This is a genomic window from Flavobacterium sp. FlaQc-48 (assembly GCF_044007335.1).
Classification (GTDB): Bacteria; Bacteroidota; Bacteroidia; order Flavobacteriales; family Flavobacteriaceae; genus Flavobacterium.
In genome coordinates this window covers 84743-105743 of the sequence record NZ_JBIPCR010000010.1, presented here as the reverse complement: position 1 = coordinate 105743, position 21001 = coordinate 84743, and the positions used below count along the sequence as shown (strand labels likewise).

The following is a 21001-nucleotide window of genomic DNA, read 5'->3' as shown; positions in this document are numbered from 1 at the left end:
ATTATTTGTTTGAACCTCTGTGGTATGTTTTACCGTCTAACCATTCCTGAACTGCTAAAGCGTGTGGTTTTGGTAATTTTTCGTAAAATTTAGAAACTTCAATTTGTTCTTTATTTTCAAAAACTTCTTCAAGACTGTCATTATAAGTAGCAAACTCCTCTAATTTTTCAGTTAATTCTTTTTTGATTTCAGAATTAATTTGATTTGCTCTTTTAGCCATAATGGTAATTGCTTCATACACATTTCCTGTTGGCTCTTCAATAACTGTCTTATTGTAAGTTATTGTATTTACAGGAGCATTCGTCTTTTTTAAATCCATGACTTTATTTATTTAGTAAATTTTTGTAAATCTGTTTCAACTCTGGCATTCATTTCGTCTGCCTCTTTTTTATATTTTGTAGCACTATTAAACTTAACTAAGTTGTTATAAGCCACTTTTGCAACATTTAATCTTTCTTCCATTTTTGAAGGAATACTGTTTATTGCTAATTTATATGCTGAATCGTATTTGTAAAACAATGCATCTTCTTTAAGCGGTGTTCCCGGAAAGTCAGCAATAAAATTATCAAAAGCAATCAATGCCGATTTATAATCTGAAATGGTATTGTATCCTTTGGCATTTTCGTATGCTTTTTTCTCCAGCTTGCCATTTAAAATTTTAACCGCTTCATTAGCCTGAACAATGTATTCGGAATTTGGATAGTTATCAATAAAAGCCTGTAATTTCTCCAATGCTTTTACTGTATCTGTTTGGTCTAAACTGTAAACAGGCGCTAGTTTCGAATAACTGTAAGCACCAAGAAAGGCTGCTTCCTGAACTTTCTCACTACGAGGATACCCGGAAACAAAGCTTTCGAACTGATAACCTGCCAAATAATACTGTTTTGATTTATAGTAAGATTGTGAAAACATGTAAAAAAGTTTCTCTGCCTGGGGCTTTCCTCTATAAGAAGGGGCTAATTGTTCAAAAAGACGAATCGCTTTTGAATATTTACCAGCATCGTACATTTTTGTTGCCACATCAAACTTTGCTGCAACATCTTCATTTTTTAATGCTTTTTGGTATTCACTACAAGAACAAAAAAGGACAACAACAATTAATAGAGATACTATTTTTTTCATTTTCTTACTTTTATTATGATTTCTTAGACAATTATGCCAAAGCAAAATCACACCGAAGTTCCGGTGGCAAATTTAGTTATTAATTTAGCTACTACAAAATATTTTTTTGGTATAATAAAATACCGGCAATCTCACTTTTATTTGATGCTCTTTTTTACAAAATCATTCAATCTGTTTCCTAAAGAATCATCTACACTTACCAAAGGCAAACGTACTGTGTTCTCAGCAATACCAAGGGCTTGAAAGACTTGTTTGATTCCGGCTGGATTTCCCTGCTCAAAAATCATATCAATACAATCTGATAAAAAGTATTGTGTTTTAAACGCTTCATTTACCTTTTTATTTAATCCTAAACGAATCATTTCTGAAAATTCTTTTGGAAAACCCTGCCCAATAACCGAAATTACACCTGCTCCGCCTGCTAAAACGATTGGTAAAGCAATCATATCATCTCCAGAAATTACAAGAAAATCTTTTGGTGCATTTTTAATCAGTTGCATTGCCTGCACAAGATCTCCTGCTGCTTCCTTTATCGCTACAACATTATCAAAATCATTTGCAAGACGAATTACTGTTGCCGGCAACATATTGCTTGAAGTTCTTCCCGGAACATTGTATAAAATTACCGGAATTGGTGAAGCTTCAGCAATGGCTTTAAAATGCTGATAAATCCCTTCCTGAGTTGGTTTATTGTAATATGGCGAAACTGAAAGTATAGCTTCAAAAGACGAAAAATCCCTTGTTTTTAATTCCTCAACAACTTGCAGTGTATTATTACCTCCTACTCCAAGAACTAAAGGCAATCTTCCTTTATTAGTATCGATCACTGTCGTAATTACCAATTCCTTTTCAGCTGGTGTCAGAGTAGCATTTTCTGCTGTTGTACCCATAACTACAAGATATTCAACTCCACCGTCTATCGAAAAATTAACGATACGCTGTAAAGCTTCGATATCAACTGAAAAATCTTTTTTAAATGGGGTTACAAGCGCAACACCAGTTCCTATTAATGATTGCATATTCTAATTTATAATTTTATTTTATACTCTTTAAATATTTAAACAATTCGAAAACGAAAAGTTTGTAATTCTCTATAGCGGTATCAATCATCCATCGATTTAGATTTTTATCTACAGATGCAAATCCCACTTTAAACTTTGCTTTTGATTTGCTGGTTATCATCATCAAAATGGCTGTTTCGATCGTATAATAACTAATCAAAAGATCAAATTCTGTTTCTATAAATTCATTTAAAAAAACTGCCGTAATCCCGCCTTTCCAATTGATGTCTTTTTTACCAAAAGTAGGTCGTGAGTACGTTTCTTTTTCATTAAATTTACTTCTATACGCAACAATTGTAATGTTTTCAGCAGCTATTCCCTGCACAAGCAGTTCATTCTTTATATCGCTAGAATGATGAAAATTACTTTCATCAATCAGTAAACCAATTGTTTGTATATTACTTGTAAATACTTCGTTTTTGACATTATGCAAGTTATTTTTTAATGATTTTTTTACAAAAAATTCCTTTATATAATTTAAAAACATAGTACTTTTGCCAGATTACAAAATTAATTATTTAAGTCGCATTTAAGATGGTAAAACTAAAAAAGTATAACGGATTTTTGAAACTTTTTGTTATATTCTTAACACTTTTTTTTATATTTTCCTGTAGTCAGAAAAATTATAATTTAACGAAGATAGAAGGAAAACAACTTCCGATTACTGAAAAAGGTACTGAAACTCCCGCAATTGAAAGTTTTATTAAACCTTATCGTGATCATATTAATAAGGATCTGGACAGCGTTTTAGCTTATTGCCCGGAAACGCTTGATAAAAGTACCGGAAAATGGCAAACCAGTATTGGAAACTTACTCGCCGATGCCTGTGTAGAAAGAGGAAATCTTGTTTTTAAAGCACGTGAGAAAAAAAGCATTGATTTATGTCTTTTAAACCATGGTGGAATCCGCGCTATTTTACCAAAAGGAAATGTAACTACAAGAACTGCTTTTGAAATTATGCCTTTTGAAAACAATCTGGTTGTTATAGGATTAAAGGGAGATCAAATCCTTGAAATTGCAGCTTATATTATTAAGGAGAAAAAACCTCAGCCTTTATCCGGAATGACATTTACAATCGCAAAAGACAACACCGCTAAGAACATTTTAATTCAGGGAAAACCTCTTGATGTTAACAAGGTCTACTATGTAGCTACAAATGATTATTTAGCGAATGGCGGAGACAGCATGACTTTTTTCGCAAAAGGCGTTCAGAAATATGATTTGAATTATAAACTTAGAAATGTATTAATTGATTATTTTAAAGAAGTTGACACAATTCCAATCGCAAAAGATATTCGAATTACACAAGAATAACAGCATTTCAATTACATTATAACATACAGGCGTTTCTGCAAAAAACATACAAAATGAAAAGAAGAGAATTTATCGAAAAAACAGCTGCCAGTACTGCCTTATTAAGTTTAGGCTTATCATTAAGCAGTTTTGAAAGTAACGATATTAAGCACTTAACGATTCTACATACTAATGATGTTCACAGTCATATAGATCCATTTCCTGCTGATGATCCGCGTAATCCAAATAAAGGCGGAGTGTCCCGAAGAGCAGCACTTATAGAAACGATTCGTCAGGAAAATCCAAATGTTCTTTTACTGGATGCCGGAGATATTTTTCAGGGAACCCCTTACTTTAATTATTATGGCGGCGAACTGGAATTCAAATTAATGAGCATGATGAAATATGATGCTTCAACAATTGGAAATCATGATTTTGACAATGGCCTTGACGGTTTATATGCGCAAATGCCACATGCCACTTTTGAATTTATCAATTCTAATTATGATTTTAAAAATACAGTCATGAACGGGCTTGTAAAACCATACAAGATCTTTAATAAAAACGGAATTAAAGTAGGTGTTTTTGGTGTAGGAATTGAACTTGCAGGTTTGGTAGACAAACAAATGTATAAAGAAACTGTTTACAATAATCCTGTAGAGATTGCACAGGACATGACACAATTATTAAAAAAACAGGAAAAATGCGACTTGGTTATTTGTCTTTCGCATTTAGGTTATAAATACAAAGACGACGAATCTAAGATTTCTGATTTAAAATTTGCCGAACAAACACAAGATATTGATTTAATTATTGGTGGACATACGCATACTTTTTTAGACAAACCGACTATTGTAAAAAATAAGGCCGGTGAAAATGTATTGGTAAATCAGGTGGGATGCTACGGGATAAATTTAGGCCGAATTGACTTTTATTTTGACAAGGATAAAGCTCACACCAACCAGGGAAGATCAATTATTGTATAAATTCTTTTTTTGAATTCTGGCTTTTTCGAGAAAATATTCGACCATAAAGAAGTAAGCCAGAATTTGGGTTATATCCCGAATTAAAACCAAAACTATAGAATAGGCAAAATACTGATTAAAGATATAGAAGATATCCGAAAAGATATAACTAATAGCCATTAGCGACATTAGCAAGGCTATGTGAGTTCCTTTTGTAATATAACTTACAAATGAAAAATAACTCAGCACGCTCAGTACTATTCCGTAAAAAGTATAAAGAAAGCTGAACTTTTTCATGTTGTCAAACTGCATAGTAAGTACTGAAACCAATAAGTAGACAATAAATATAATTACTATAGATACTGGCAGGATATCTTTCTTGGTTAGTTTTACCTTTTCATGTTCGCGTATAAAAAGAACGACAATTAAAAGATAAACTAAGAGAAAACTAATAACACCTCCAATTTCTGAAACTTCGACATCCATCAAATCGAAGACCTGGCCAATAAAACAAAATAAAAAAATTACACCTTCTATTTTTCTTATTTTAAATTCACTGCTGATCAAAAAATAGATAAAGATTGCCGGAAGTATAATGGCTTTAGAATAGATGGCTAGAAATCCCTGCTCTGTCCAATCAAAAACAATTGTACAGAGCAGGGCTAAAAAGAACAAAATCAACGACGGCTTATTCGCTTTCATTTAATTTGGTTATAAAATCTTCTTCAGATAATATCGGGATATTTAGCTTGTTGGCTTTTTCTAATTTCGCCGGACCCATATTATCTCCTGCAACAACAAAATCTGTTTTTGCCGAAATTGAGCTTCCAACTTTTCCTCCGTTATCTTCGATGGTTTTCTTTAATTCGTCTCTTGAAAATTGAGCAAAAACACCTGAAACTACAAATGTTTTTCCTATAAACTTCTCGGTAGCATTTGGGTTAATTTTTTGGACAGCTTCAAACTGAACGCCGTAGCTTTTTAAACGCTCTATTATTTTTTTATTTTCTTCATTTTCAAAAAATTCAATGACGCTTCTGGCAATTCTTTCCCCAATTTCGTCTACTAAAATCAGATCCATTAAAGAAGCCTGACTTAACGCATCAATATTTTTATAATGTTTAGCTAGTTTTTTAGCAACAGTTTCTCCTACAAAACGGATTCCGAGTGCAAAGAGTACACTTTCGAAAGGAATTTCTTTAGACTTTTCTACACCATTTACCAGATTTTCAGCAGATTTTTTTGCCATTCTTTCTAAGTGCAAAATATCCTCTACTTTTAATTCATATAAATCGGCGTAATTATGCACCAGACCATTCTTAAAAAGCAAGGCAACCGTTTCTCCTCCAAGTCCTTCAATATCCATTGCTTTTCTTGAAATGTAATGTTGGATCCTGCCTATAATCTGCGGAGGGCATCCGTAAAAATTAGGGCAATAATGATTGGCTTCACCTTCATTTCGAACCAATTCGCTTTGACATTCGGGACAATGAGTGATATATTCTGTTGGTTCTGAATTATCCGGACGTTGAGATAAATCAACTGCAATGATTTTAGGTATAATTTCACCCCCTTTTTCAACAAAAACGGTATCGTTTATTCTAATATCCAGTTTTTCTATTTGATCTGCATTGTGCAAAGAAGCTCTTTTTACAATGGTTCCTGCCAATTGTACCGGTGCCAAATTTGCCACAGGAGTTATCGCCCCTGTACGGCCCACCTGATACGTAATAGAATTTAATTTCGTAGAAACCTGTTCTGATTTAAATTTATATGCAATTGCCCAACGAGGCGATTTTGAAGTATATCCCAGTTCTTCCTGATGCTGGATACTGTTTACTTTTATAACAACTCCATCTGTTTCGTAAGGTAAAGTATGTCTGTGCACATCCCAATAATCAATGAAGTCAAAAACTTCCTGCATGTTATGAACTAATTTTGCTTCGGCTGGCACTTTGAATCCCCAATTTCTGGCAGATTCCAGTCCTTCAAATTGGGATTTAAACGGCAGGTTGTTTCCTGTTACAAAATACAACAAACATTCAAGCGGGCGTTTTGCAACCTCAGCGCTGTCTTGTAACTTTAAACTTCCGGATGCTGTATTTCTTGGGTTTGAATAAGGTGTTTCGCCTATTTCGATTAGTTCCTGATTCATTTTATCGAAACCGGCAAATGGCAAAATAATTTCGCCACGAATATCAAATCGTTCCGGATAATTTCCTTTTAATCGTAACGGAACTGATTTTATAGTTTTGATATTGTTGGTAACCTCATCCCCCTGAAAACCATCTCCACGTGTTAAAGCCTGAACTAATTTTCCGTTTTCGTATGTAATGCTTATTGAGGCCCCGTCGTATTTTAATTCGCAGGTATATTGCAAATCAACGTTTCCTAATACTTTCTGAACCCGGTTTTCCCAATCCAGCAAATCTTCTTTAGAGTAAGAGTTATCTAAGGAATACATACGATATTGATGTGGGATCGTTTTGAAATTTTTTGTTATTGTGCCTCCTACGCGTTGTGTTGGCGAATTTTCATCAAAAAACTCCGGATATTTATTTTCTAAATCCTGAAGTTCTTTTAGTTTAATATCAAAATCATAATCAGAAATTGTGGCATTATCTAACACATAATAGTTGTAGTTGTGTTGATTAAGTTCTTCTCGTAAAGTCTGAATGGTTTCTTGAATACTCATAAAATAATAAAATACTGTGGGTTGTGATTTTGAATAACTGAATATCAAAATTAGGATTATTTTTGATCAAATACAGTAAAAAAAGAAAGTTTTATAAAATCAAAAATCAAGTTGCAAAACGATGCAACTTGATTTTCTTCTTGCCCATTATTCTTAAAAAGAATTAAACAAAACCAACTTCCAAATGGTTTCTTCGTTTTATATTTTTATACTAACAATCCAATTATTAATACACAAGTATAAAACTATTTCTGAATAATGATAAAGTCTGAGCGTCTGTTTAATAAATGTTCTTCTTCTGTACATTTTACCCCATTTTTACATTTATTAATTAATCGGGTTTCACCATAACCTATTGCGCTTTCTATTCTTGAAGGATCAATACCTTGCGAAACAATATAATCTCTTGTAGACTTGGCTCTGTTGTCAGAAAGTTTCAGGTTATAGGAATCTTTCCCGCGAGAATCTGTATGTGATTCTATTTTGATACGGATGTTAGGAAATTTTTTCATAATGAAAACTACTTTAGCCAGCTCATCAACAGCCAGAGGTGTAATGTCGTATTTGTCATAATCAAAATAAATTGGGTTAACATCTACTTTTTCAACACCTTTTTTCTTCACTACCAAATCATCGTAATTACTCATTACAAAATCTACATTGGTAATTTCTCCTTCATTTTCTTTTGTAGTTTCAACTGTTTTTTCATCGTTGCTGTAATTTGTTTTTGTAGCCACTAATCGGACTGTTTTATTACAGGGAACAGTAACAGCATATTTACCTTCGTAATTTGTTTTGGTTTCTGCCAGAATCTCATTATACGAATTGTAGGCAACTATAGTAACATCTGTGATTGGCAATTTTGATTTTGCATCTGTTGCTTTTCCTGAAATATTCTGGTTACAAACCGGTTCTCCTTTAGTAAAAGAGTAAATATCATCATCACCCTTACCCCCTGCTCTGTTTGAAGATACATAACCATAAGTTCCGGTTTTATCAATTATAAAAGTAAAATCGTCTTTGTTACTGTTTATTGGAGCTCCCAGATTTCGTGGTGTTGAAAAACTTCCATCTGTCAGGAATTTACTCTCATAAACATCCAGATCTCCTAATCCGTAATGTCCGTCTGAAGAAAAGTAAAGTATTCCGTTACGGAAAAATGGAAAAAGATCATTACCAATAGTATTTACCTGAGGTCCTAAATTTTGAGGAGAACTCATGGTCCCATCATCGGCAATTTTCACTACATACAAATCGGTTTCGCCATAACCTCCCGGCATATCTGATGCGAAGAAAAGCCATTGTCCGTCATCACTTATACAAGGGTGTCCAACGGAATAATCGTCATTATCAAAGAAAACTTTTTGCGGATTTTCGACCTTTCCGTTGATTATTGAACCTTTTAGGATTTGAAAATTATTGACTTTGTTTTCATCTATTACTAATTTCTTTTTCTTGATAATATTTGAGGAGTAATAGACTGTTTTTCCACTGGCATCGAAACTTGCTGTTGCTTCATGGTATTTGGTCATAACATTAGGCATAAACAAACCTTCATTAAATAAACTTCCGTCAGCAGGATTTCGTTCTGCTACATATAAATTTAAAAAGGGCTGATTGTTCCAATTATACAGTTTTTCACCAAAATTAGTCGTATCTCTTGCCGATGTAAATACTATCCGATCCTGATAAAAAGTTGCTCCAAAATCTGATTTACTGGTATTGATATCTAAATTTTTAATTTCATAAAGAGATTTTGCTTTAGACAAACTATCTAATTGCTTTTTTTGGGCAACGTATCGATTGATCTCTTTTTGATCTCCTTTTTTATTGAGATATTCTTTCGTAATTTTATCTGCATCGCTGTAATCCATCACTGCTTTCATAGACTGAATATAACGCAGGTAATAGATATCTGTTAAATTGTTTCCCTGAACTTCATATAATTTTTTATACCATCTCAGAGCATTTCGTGCATCTGAAGTAAAATAATAGGAGTCAGCAGCATTTTTTAAGGTTTGTGCAGATGGATTCTCTATGTTTTGCAAACACTCTTCATAGGCTATTGCAGCATCTACGTAAGAGTAGTTTTTAAACAATGCATCGGCCTTTTTTAAATTAGTCTTTTGAGCAAAACTAAATGTAATGCTCAAGACTAAACTAAGGATATATAGTTTTTTCATAGGATTTATATTTTAGAAGAATCGGGGGGATTTGATTTTGCTTTGATTTTTAGTAAACTGATAACGTAAGATGATTTCATGCGTGCCATCATTGTACTTGTTCAAATCACTTACAGTGTAATCAAAAGCATATCCAATATAAAAACTTCTGGATATTTGAAAACCTGCCAATATGCTCACTGAGTCATCTGTTCTATAAGATCCTCCAATTACAAATTTTTCTGCAATCATAAAATTAGCTGAAATATCGGCAGTAACCGGAGCTCCACTTACTGCTTTCACTAAAAATGCAGGCTTGAATTTTAAATTAGGATTCAAATCAAAAACATAACCTCCCATTAAATAATAATGTAAACGATCGAAATCTATTGATTCCTGAACATCATTATAATAATCATTTTGAATAAAACTTGGAATTGAGAATCCTACATACCATTTATCAGTATAATAGTAAACTCCGGCTCCAACAGCCAATTTCATCTGATTATCAATGTTTTGATTTAACAAAACATCATTATTATTATAATATCTTCCTTTTGACCAATCTATATTCAACATTCGCATACCTGCTTTAAGACCAAATGCCAGTCTTTTTTCGTATCCTAAAGGAATTGAATAAGCAAAATTTCCGTCAAGATATAATTCGTTTGATGGACCAATTTTGTCATTTACGACACTTAATCCCAAACCAATATTCTCGTTTCGAAGCGGCGAGTGAATAGAAAACGATTGTGTTTCCGGTGCTCCGGAAATTCCAACCCATTGAGAACGGTGCAAAAGTGTTGCTTCTAAAGATCCGGTAGACCCAGCATAAGCTGGATTTACCGACATCGTATTGTACATATATTGTGTGTACTCCGGATCCTGTTGTGCACTGGCACAAAATGTAATAAAAGAACATATTAAAATGAAATACGTTTCTAATGATTTTATATATAGTTTCATAACGATACTTATTAAGTTTAATTAATTAGATGACTATTACAGCTGATTATCTCATGATAGATAACCATCCTTTTTTAGCCGACCCATCTCCAATGGTTATCACATAAAAATAAGTACCTGTTGGCAACATATCTCCTCTATTAACAACTCCGGATACATTCGCCGTTCCGTCCCAATCATTTTCATAATGTTGTTTACTATATACTAATGAACCGTATCTGTTATACACTTTCAATTCATTGTTCGGATAGGATTCAATACAATCAATTCTGAAAAGATCATTAGCTCCGTCATTATTAGGAGTGAACTCATTGTAAACTGTCAAACAAATTGGTTCAACAGAAACTGAAGCCGAATTATTTGTAGTATCAGTATCTAAAGGAGTCGAAATTTCGACGGTTGCAACATTTAAGTAATTACCACTTGGCAGTACTTCTGCCACAATTGTAAGCACAACACTTTGTCCCGCATTTAATGTTGGAATTGTCCAAAGTTGTGTTAATAAGTCGTATGTCCCTAAAGTTGTATTGGCACTTACCAAATCGTATCCGCTTGGCAATAAATCACTTACTATCGTATTGATAAAGTTACCCTGACCAACATTATTTACAGTTACTGTAAAGGTGATCTGATCACCAAAATTAGGTGTGGGATTACTAACCGTATTGGTTATCGTAAGATCAGAACAGCTTGCTACTGTTACATTTAATGATTTTACTGTTCTTTCATTACATGTATTCGTATAAGCCACATTTACTTTACCTGCTCCGATGTCTGACCATGAAACGGTTACAGATCCATCTGAATTTCCACCTCCGGAAAGAATTGTTCCGTTGGTAATTGACCAAACATAATCTGATTTTCCGTTAGCAATTGAATACGTTATTCCCTGGAAAACACATGGTGTATCATCTGTTGTTGTAATAGGAACCATTGCATCATTTTCAAAAGAAACGGATATTCCTAATCTTGTTGCACTATCACAACCATTCGTAGTATTAGTAAGTGCTCCTGCATAATATGTTCCTGTTATAAGAGGCGTATTTGCCGCTAATGGAGTACCGCCTGTAGCACTAGTATACCAAACAACATTTGTTTCATTAACAAGTATGCTTTCTATAGTTGGTGCTGCTGACACACAGAATGTTTGTGATGTTTTTGGCGTAGTTACAATTCCTGGTGTATTTACAATTACCACAACGGCTAATCTTACAGGATTCTCACAACCTGAACCACTAGAAACAACACCATAATAAGTGCCATTAGCTAAAGCTGTGGTTGCCGGAATCGCAGTTCCTCCGGTTGGAGTACTATACCAAATCACGTTATTTTCGTTTACCTGAATATTTGAAACTCTAGGTGTATTTAAAGTACAGAAGTTTTGCGTTACTGAATTCGTTGTAGGTGTTGCTATCGGATTTACAATAGTAATCATAACCTGCAAACGACCAGGGCTTTTACATCCTGTTAACGGATTTGTAATCTCGCCATAATATGTACCAGAAGTTAAAGCAGTGGCTATTGGAATTGCTGTTCCGCCTGAAGCACCGGTAAACCAGCTTACATTACTTTCGTTTACCTGAATATTCGCAAATGTTGGAGCGCTTGTTGAACAAAAGTTCTGAGCAGTATTGTTTGTTGTTGGAATGTTTGAATTTCCAACTGTGATCGTTACTTTTAGTCTCACATTGCTTTCACAATTTGTCGTTGCATCTTTTAATGCTGCATAATAATCTCCAGTTGTTAATGCAGTTGTTAATGCAATCGCCGCTCCTCCCGTTGGACTACTATACCAAACGATATTGGTTTGATTTACCTGAATATTTGCAACAGTTGGATTATTCTCTGAACAGAAAGCCTGAGCAGCAGATGTAGTTGTTGGTGTTCCAGGATCAGTTATGTTTATGATTACAGATAATCTTGAAGCACTTTCACAGCCTGATGCCGGATCTTTGATTGCAGCATAATAAGTTCCATTTGTTAACACTGTAGTGGATGGAATTATTGTTCCGCCAACTAAATCGGTATACCAAACGATATTAGCCTGATTAAACTGAACACTTGCAAAGGTTGGTGCATTGACCAAACAGAAGTTTTGGGTTCCTGCCGTTACCAAAGTTGGTGTACCCGGATCTGAAACATTTATAGTTACTGATAATCTTGAAGTACTTTCACAACCTGATGCCGGATCTTTTATTACAGCATAATAAGTACCATTTGTCAAGGCTGTAGTAGATGGAATTATAGTTCCGCCAACTAAATCAGTATACCAAACAATATTAGCCTGATTAAACTGAACACTTGCAAAAGTTGGCGTATTTGCCAAACAGAAGTTTTGGGTTCCGGCGGTTACCAAAGTTGGTGTACCCGGATCGGTAACGCTTATGGTTACAGCTAGTCGTACAGCACTCTCACATAATGTGGCTGGATCTTTGATCACAGCATAATAAGTGCCGCTTGTCAAGGCTGTAGTATTTACAATTACTGTTCCGCCAACTAAATCGGTATACCAAACGATATTAGCCTGATTAAACTGAACACTTGCAAAAGTTGGCGCATTGACCAAACAGAAGTTTTGGGTTCCGGCTGTTACCAATGTTGGTGTGCCCGGATCAGTTACATTGATAGTTACTTGTAATCTTTCTACACTTTCACATCCTGATGTTGGGTCTTTGATGACCGCATAATATGTGCCGCTTGTCAAGGCTGTAGTATTTGCTATTACTGTTCCGCCAACTAAATCAGTGTACCAAACAATATTAGCCTGATTAAACTGAACACTTGCAAAGGTTGGTGCATTGACCAAACAGAAGTTTTGTGTACCTGCTGTTACCAAAGTTGGTGTACCCGGATCGGTAACGCTTATGGTTACAGCTAGTCGTGCAGCACTTTCACATAATGTGGCTGGATCTTTGATCACTGCATAATAAGTACCGCTTGTCAAGGCTGTCGTATTTGCAATTACTGTTCCGCCAACTAAATCAGTATACCAAACGATATTAGCCTGATTAAACTGAACACTTGCAAAAGTTGGCGTATTTGCCAAACAGAAGTTTTGTGTACCTGCTGTTACCAAAGTTGGTGTACCCGGATCGGTAACGCTTATGGTTACAGCTAGTCGTACAGCGCTTTCACATAATGTGGCCGGATCTTTGATCACTGCATAATAAGTACCGCTTGTCAAGGCTGTAGTAGATGAAATTACTGTTCCGCCAACTAAATCAGTATACCAAACGATATTAGCCTGATTAAACTGAACACTTGCAAAAGTTGGCGCATTGACCAAACAGAAGTTTTGGGTTCCGGCGGTTACCAATGTTGGTGTGCCCGGATCAGTTACATTGATAGTTACTTGTAATCTTTCTACACTTTCACATCCTGATGTTGGGTCTTTGATGACCGCATAATATGTGCCGCTGGTCAAAACTGTAGTATTTGCTATTACTGTTCCGCTAACTAAATCAGTATACCAAACAATATTAGCCTGATTAAACTGAACACTTGCAAAGGTTGGTGCATTGACCAAACAGAAGTTTTGTGTTCCTGCCGTTACCAAAGTTGGTGTACCCGGATCGGTAACGCTTATGGTTACAGCTAGTCTTGCAGCGCTTTCACATAATGTAGCTGGATCTTTGATCACTGCATAATAAGTACCGCTTGTCAAGGCTGTCGTATTTGCAATTACTGTTCCGCCAACTAAATCAGTATACCAAACGATATTAGCCTGATTAAACTGAACACTTGCAAAAGTTGGCGTATTTGCCAAACAGAAGTTTTGTGTACCCGCTGTTACCAAAGTTGGTGTACCCGGATCGGTAACGCTTATGGTTACAGCTAGTCGTACAGCACTCTCACATAATGTGGCCGGATCTTTGATCACCGCATAATAAGTACCACTTGTCAAGGCTGTCGTATTTGCAATTACTGTTCCGCCAACTAAATCAGTATACCAAACGATATTAGCCTGATTAAACTGAACACTTGCAAAAGTTGGTGCATTGACCAAACAGAAGTTTTGGGTTCCGGCGGTTACTAATGTTGGTGTGCCTGGATCGGTAACGCTTATGGTTACGGATAATCTTGTGGCACTCTCACATAATGTGGCTGGATCTTTGATCAAAGCATAATAAGTACCGCTGGTCAAGGCTGTCGTATTTGCAATTACCGTTCCGCCAACTAAGTCAGTGTACCAAACGATATTAGCCTGATTAAACTGAACACTTGCAAAGGTTGGTGCATTGACCAAACAGAAGTTTTGGGTTCCGGCGGTTACTAATGTTGGTGTGCCCGGATCGCTAACAATTACCGCTACCACAGATCGAACTGAACTTTCACAACCCATTGGATCTTTTATTGCTCCATAGTATGTTCCACTTACCAACGCAGTTGTTGGATCTAATGCTGTTCCTCCTGTATCTGCTGTATACCAAACTACGTTTGCTTCATTAGCCTGAAGATTGGCAACTGTTGGAAGGTTTACCAAACAGAAATTCTGATTATAAGTTGTAGATGTAGGAGTAGCCGGATCATTAACTATTACAGTCGCGACCTTAAGCTCTCCATTTTTATTCTGACATGTATTATCACTTGTAACCGCAACATAATAAGAAATAGGACTTATTGCCGTTGTTAAACCAGAAATAGTTAAAGCTCCTGTAGTACTATTAACCGCATACGTAACGCCATTAATTACCCCATTAAAAATAGGTTGAGTTTTATTAGCATCCAAATACCAAAAGAAAACAGGATTAACCAAACTGCTTGTTGGTGTCAATACTGCATTAGTATCATGACAAATAGAAGCATTATCTACCGTAATATCACTTGAAAGAGAACTTGGTAAAATGGTAAATGTTACTTGTTTTCTGCTTGCCGGTGCAGTTTCACAATATTCATCTGAACTAACTCCTACATAATAGGTATAAGTTCCCGGAGTTAATCCGTTTACTACCAGTTTAGAAGTTGTTTCACCAGCAATTAACTGACTGGTTGTTCCGTCAAAACTATACCAGTGGTATACCGGATTAGTAAGTACCGGTGTATTGCTTAAAATTGCATCTAGTGTCACCTGACCACTTTCAGAACAGATAATAGTGCTATTTCCTCCATTTATAGTTACACTTGCTATTGCAGCTGCAGGCGTAGTTGCTCTAACTACTACAGTTACTTCTCCTCTCTCTAAAGCAGCACAACCGTAACGAATAGGCTGAATATAATATTTGTAAGTACCTGCAGCCAATGTAGCCGGAAGTGTATAAGTTTGTCCACTTGCTACAAGATTCCCTCCTGTTGGTGAATCATACCAGGCATAATCAGCACAAGATTTAGGCGGTACCTGGAGTGTTATATCTGCTCCGGGACAAACCGTTATGGCGTTGTCAGGATCTCCGCCAATAACTTTGGTATTGGTTACGCGATCGATAGTATGAACCCTAAGCTGATCTAAAACGCTGGCAACACCACCAAAAGTAATAACTACTTTGTCGTATGGCTGAGTTTGAGGTGCAACGATTGTCATTGCCATTGTGTCTCCTGAAAGCAATTTTAAAGTCAGTAAACTACTTGTGTTTTGTATTGGTGCACCAACAGCAATATTTCCTGAATAAAGCTGAATAGTGAATCCGGTAAGTAAATTAAGGTTTAAAAGTGTTCCCGGTTTTGAAATAGTTATTCTTAAACTATCCCCCACCATAGATGGTGTTCTAAAAGTTGTGGTAAGTTCCGCAGCAGCAAGTACCCCTGCTCCACTAAACATAGTAGCATAAGTAGCAACATCTCCGTCCGCTACATTCCATGGATTAGAAACACCTACAGTAGCAGTCAATGCGCCAACTCCTAAGTCTTTTACACCAGAGAAAATATCCTCGATATCGCCTTGACCACACGCAATTTGCGTAACTTGTTTTTTATAGTAGGCATCATAAACATTAATATTTTGTGCCACACTTAAAATAGACCCCAATTGCACACGGATACCATCATAATCCTGAAGACCGGAAGTATTAGAAGGAACAAATGTATATTCGAATGAATTTTGACCAGGCAATAAATTCAATAATGATCCTGATACAGATTGTAAAGTTCCAATATCAATCGGATTATTAGATCCGTCGCGTTTAGTCCCTATTACAGAAATACTTTGTCCAACTGCAATTAAGCTATTTTCCAAACCTAATTTTACCGTTACAGGAGTTCCTTTAGGAATAGTCGTTGGCCATTGCAGATTTTGCCATGTAGTTCCAATACCTAAAAGACCTAAACCAGTAGTTATGGTTGAAAATGTACCTGGATCACTATCTACAGCCAAAGGCCCGTTTGTAACTGATCCGGTAATAACTGATCCGGATAATTCAGAATTAGCATAAACTCTTTCTAACAATGTATCACAAGTGGCAGGATCAATTACACTAATAGTTACTGTTTGACTGGTCGTACAAGATCCATTGCTGGCAATTACAGTATAAGTGAAAACACCAACAGTATTAAGAGGTCCCGTACTATTTGACCCTAATATATTTCCTTGTGGATCATACCAGGTTATTGTTCCGTTTGATGCTGCATTTAAAGTAACTGAAGAACCTTTTGTAACCGCTATTGAACTTGTTACCCCTGTTAATGTTGGTAATGGAGTTACGTTTACAGTTACCGGTACTTTTACAGATGGACAGGCAACACCAGTTGTCTGAGCCTGAATAAAATAATTACCACCAGATGTTATATTCGATGCAGCCTGATCTGTAATTGGATTATTGGCTGAATCAAAGAAAGTATACGTCGTATTTCCTGATGTATCAAAATTTGTAATGGCATCTTTCAAACTTACTTTTGCACAACCTCCAAAAGGACTTGTAACTGCTAAGGCTGAACCAGCAGGATAATCTACCTCGACAGCTTTTAGTGTTCCGTTTATATTTTCACAAGTTCCTCCGTTAAGTACAGATAGATAATAAGTATAAGGTGCATTAGCTGCTACAAGTCCGCTAATAGTAAGCGCTCCCGTTGTAGGATCTTTAACGTATGTCACTCCTGCTATAGTACCTGTTGTTATTTCTTGTGTTTTATTTTGATCTGTATAATATTTAAAAGTTGCTCCCGATAAAGCAGATGTTGGAGTCAATACAACTCCACCCGTACAAGAAGCCGTTACCGGGCTTGTAATTGTAATATCAGCAGCTGTTGGGATAGGTAATACTGTGATAGTTACGGGCTGGCGTACACTGTTAATACAGGCCCCTCGGGTAGCTTCTAAATAATAGATTGTAGTAGCATTTAATGGAACAGTTGGACTAACGCTTACTATGTTTCCTCCGGTTGGAGCATCATACCATGTAAAAGTTTCTGTTCCGGTAGAAGAAGCTGCTAATGTGGCAGTACCTCCAGCACAAATTGGTGCTGTCGCTCCCGTTATTGTAGCATTTGGAAATCTGTAAGAAGCGCCATATATGTTCAGAGTTGTTAATAAAGTTGCTAACCCTCCTCCGATACGAATTTCAAGTTTATCAAATGCTGCCGTTGCAGTAAAAGTAGCTTTAAATTTATTTCCTGACAGTAATTGTAAGCTCAGTAAATTATTGGTAAGCAAAAATCTATCATTATTATAAGTTGCCCCATTGTAAGTTGCTAAACTAATGCCGCCTCCTAATAATGAAACATCCGCAAGACCGTTTGGCAATTCTAAATCAACCTCTATAATATCTCCTGCCTGACCTGGATTAGAAAAAGTCAATTGTTGTTGTATATAAGCACCTGCTGCTGCAACCGGAGTATGAAGACTTGCAAATGTATTTATATCTCCGTCTACAGAATCTCCCGGATTGGTGGAAGTACACAAAGCACACAACAAACCATCTGTTGTGGTTACCTGCGAATTAGGCTGTAAACAATTACTAACCGTATTGCTTACGATCACATTAATTACTGCTCTTGTACTGCTTGTACAGTCTGAAGATGAATCTCTAGCCTCGACATAAAATGTTTTATTTGCAGTTAGAGCAGGACTAGGCGTATAAGTACTACCTGTGTGTAAAAAATTCCCTCCCGTTGCAGCATCAAACCATTCATAAGTAATTCCCGCATCAGCCGTTACAGCCAAAGTTACACTTTGTCCGGATTGAATTACGACATTTGACGATACCGGAACGGGAGCTGAAGGTCTCGGATTCACATTAACACCTACTGGTGTACGTGTACTTAAACAACTTCCAATTCCGGCTTCAACATAATAAGTTGTTGCAGTACTTAAATTTGGTGTTGCATAAGAAGTTCCTGTAAACAATAAAGTTCCGCCAGTAATTGCATCATACCATCTATAAGTGGTACCTGCAACCGGCGACTGAATTGTGATCGTTGTCGATTCTCCACTACATAAATTTAAAGGCACCACATCAATTCCTGTTGGGGCTATGGGATTATTTATGGTAATAACAACCGGGTTTCTTTCGCTATTTACACAACCATTGCGGGTAACTTCTACATAATAAGTAGTATCCGCATTTAAAACCGGAGTTGTAAAAGCTGCCGTACTACTCACTACATTACCCGCAACTAAAGCATCATACCATTTGATTGTCTCACCCAAAGCAGCACTGGAAACTAAAGTAGCTGTTTGTCCACTACAAATTGTAGTGCTTCCCGTAATTGCTGGTGCTTTATACCTGTAAGTTGCCTGATAGATATCTAAACTGGTTAATGCCGTTACCAAACCACCTAATCGAATTTCGACACGGTCAAAATTGGCACCGGCAACAATGCTCGCTTTAAATCGGTTTCCTGATAGTAATTGTAAAGTAACCAACGGATTATTGATAAAAATTCGGTCACCATTATAGGTTGCTCCATTATAGGTTGCTAAGCTAACAGCCCCTAATAAAGAAAGATCGGCTATACCTCCCGGCAAAGCCAATTCAACATCAACAATATCACCCGTTTTTCCCGGATTATTAAATTGCAAAGTTTGTTGAATCCATCCGTTCACCAAACCAACCGGAAGAGTTATTCTCGCTGATGTAGCGCTATTTCCATCTACAGAATTGTTTGGTGTTGCAGAAGAACAAAGCAAACAAAGACCGTTTTGGGTAGTTTGCTGGCTATTTGCTTCTAAACAACCTCCTAACGGAGTTGGTACAACGGTTACCGTTACAGGTACTCTGGTAGCGCTTACGCAACCTCCAATTGTCGAACGTGACTCAACGTAATATGTTTTAGTTGCAGTTAATATTGGAGTTGTAAAAGTATTTGAGTCTCCTAACAATTTAATCCCTCCTGTAGGTACATCGTACCAGTCTAAAGTAACATTTGCTTCACTGGTTGAAGCATTTAGGGTCGCATTCTGACCAGATACTATGGACACACTTTGTGTTAAAACAGTAGCAAGGCCGGGAACTGGAGTTGAAGTAACAGTAACCTGGCTGCGTGTTGGTGTTTTACAGGCACCAATTGCTGCTTCTACATAAAAATTGGATATTCCTGTTGGCACAGTTGGTGTATAAGTATTCCCACTGCTTAAAAGTGTTCCTCCAGTCTGAGCATCATACCAATTATAAGTAGTTCCTAATACAGGATTTATAACCGATAATGTTGTGGCCTGCGTTGCACCCGTAGAACAAATTGCAGTTCCTGTACTACTTATGACTGGCAATACAGGCTGGACGACATTAATTGTGACCGGTAATCGTGAATCGCTTTCGCAACCAGTATTTCTTGAAGTACTTACATAATAAGTAGTTGTCGCTGTTAAAGCCGGAGTTGTATAAGTACCTACATTTGAAAGAGCACTCGTTGCTGTAGGAGAATCATACCATGCTATTGTCGTACCTGTTGCCGCAGTTGCCGAAAGTGCTATCGATTGTCCAAAACATACAGATTGTGTTTGTCCTCCTGTAATGGTAGGGTTCGCAAATTGCAAGCGCACATCGTATATCCTCAAATTGGTTAACACACTAAGAACCCCTCCAACTTGTATCTTAATTTGATCAGCATCAGCTGTAAGTGTATATTTAAAAACACCCGTTGTATTTCCAGCCAATAACCCAACATTTAGTAGCGGACTATTTAATGGAACTACAGGACCACTAGTTCCTGCCGCTGAATTTTTTGCCTGAATACTAATATTAGACAACAAACTAACATTTAAATCAGCATTGGAACCATAGTAAACCACTATCTGATCCCCTGCTTTTGCAGTTTGGCTAAAATTCACCGTTTCCTGAGCAAAACAAAGCACCCCGAGGGCATTTGTAATAGTTGCATACGTACTAATATCCGAATCGAAAGCTAAAGTTGGATTAGCAATTTCCGTAGTACCAAGACACACACCGCCAATACCTGATGTATTTGAAGTAGGTCTACAAAAGGTTTGTGCAAAGTTAGTATTGCAAAAAAGCAATAAAACCAGTAAACCTAACAATCTCTTTTTTACAATGAGATCATAAAAAGTAAAAGTTTTTTTCATAATTTGGAAGATTAGAAAATGGACAATAAAATACCTCTTGCGATAAGCACGTATGCTTACGCAATTTTAAAAAACGTTAAAAATCAACTAGTTAAAATGAAATTTAAATCCGTAGTATACTAAGAATGTAAACTCCATTTCTTAAAAAAAATCATGTTGTATTGCGTATAACAAAGTATACCTGAGAAGCTTTCTTATTTGTTGCAAATAAAAAAGATCTCGAAAATTTTGGGAAATACTGATCTAAACCAGACTTCCAGAAGGAGTGATTTGTTATAGGACTAATT

General features: G+C 36.2%; 11 protein-coding genes. 2 read left to right on the top strand and 9 right to left on the bottom strand.

Translation table 11 applies throughout. The features are described 5' to 3' along the window. Position 1: 1 nt before the first annotated feature. From ACHRWY_RS16415 to ACHRWY_RS16400, 4 genes are all read right to left on the bottom strand, one after another. Positions 2 to 319: a DNA-directed RNA polymerase subunit omega gene (locus ACHRWY_RS16415; protein ID WP_007807938.1), complete on the bottom strand. Its 318-nt coding sequence runs from the start codon at positions 317 to 319 to the stop codon at positions 2 to 4. A gap of 8 nt (positions 320 to 327) precedes the next feature. Beyond that, positions 328 to 1122 carry an outer membrane protein assembly factor BamD gene (locus ACHRWY_RS16410; RefSeq protein ID WP_395356125.1) on the bottom strand — a complete coding sequence of 265 codons (795 nt, stop codon included), beginning with the start codon at positions 1120 to 1122 and terminating at the stop codon, positions 328 to 330. Positions 1123 to 1259: 137 nt separating this feature from the next. Further along, positions 1260 to 2141, bottom strand: coding sequence for a 4-hydroxy-tetrahydrodipicolinate synthase (gene dapA / locus ACHRWY_RS16405; protein WP_395356124.1), 882 nt, complete (start codon positions 2139 to 2141; stop codon positions 1260 to 1262). 16 nt (positions 2142 to 2157) lie between these two features. Beyond that, complete coding sequence (locus ACHRWY_RS16400; protein ID WP_395356122.1) at positions 2158 to 2670, bottom strand: DUF6913 domain-containing protein; 513 nt, start codon at positions 2668 to 2670, stop codon at positions 2158 to 2160. A 47-nt stretch (positions 2671 to 2717) separates the two neighbouring features. Between ACHRWY_RS16400 and ACHRWY_RS16395 the strand changes: the two genes are divergently transcribed. Further along, positions 2718 to 3497 carry a 5'-nucleotidase C-terminal domain-containing protein gene (locus ACHRWY_RS16395; protein ID WP_395356121.1) on the top strand — a complete coding sequence of 260 codons (780 nt, stop codon included), beginning with the start codon at positions 2718 to 2720 and terminating at the stop codon, positions 3495 to 3497. Between the two features lie 53 nt (positions 3498 to 3550). Further along, entirely contained in the window at positions 3551 to 4462 is a 912-nt protein-coding gene (locus ACHRWY_RS16390; protein ID WP_395356120.1) for a bifunctional metallophosphatase/5'-nucleotidase, read from the top strand. Here the strand turns inward: ACHRWY_RS16390 and ACHRWY_RS16385 are convergent. The 5 genes from ACHRWY_RS16385 to ACHRWY_RS16365 form a co-directional block, all read right to left on the bottom strand. Further along, the gene (locus tag ACHRWY_RS16385) at positions 4448 to 5143 is read right to left on the bottom strand and encodes a lysoplasmalogenase family protein (RefSeq protein WP_395356119.1); all 696 of its coding nucleotides are present in this window, start codon (positions 5141 to 5143) and stop codon (positions 4448 to 4450) included. The two genes, ACHRWY_RS16390 and ACHRWY_RS16385, sit on opposite strands and share 15 nt — an antisense overlap. Next, positions 5130 to 7136, bottom strand: a complete 2007-nt coding sequence (gene ligA, locus ACHRWY_RS16380; protein WP_395356117.1) for an NAD-dependent DNA ligase LigA — start codon at positions 7134 to 7136, stop codon at positions 5130 to 5132. Before ligA ends, ACHRWY_RS16385 begins: the two co-directional genes overlap by 14 nt. A 245-nt stretch (positions 7137 to 7381) precedes the next feature. After that, positions 7382 to 9319 (bottom strand): OmpA family protein, encoded by a 1938-nt coding sequence (locus ACHRWY_RS16375; RefSeq protein WP_395356115.1) that lies wholly within the window; start codon positions 9317 to 9319, stop codon positions 7382 to 7384. A gap of 12 nt (positions 9320 to 9331) precedes the next feature. Continuing rightward, on the bottom strand, positions 9332 to 10264 hold the full coding sequence (locus ACHRWY_RS16370) for a type IX secretion system membrane protein PorP/SprF (RefSeq protein WP_395356114.1): 933 nt from the start codon (positions 10262 to 10264) through the stop codon (positions 9332 to 9334). A 46-nt stretch (positions 10265 to 10310) separates the two neighbouring features. Further along, entirely contained in the window at positions 10311 to 20714 is a 10404-nt protein-coding gene (locus ACHRWY_RS16365; protein ID WP_395356112.1) for a gliding motility-associated C-terminal domain-containing protein, read from the bottom strand. Positions 20715 to 21001 lie beyond the last annotated feature (287 nt).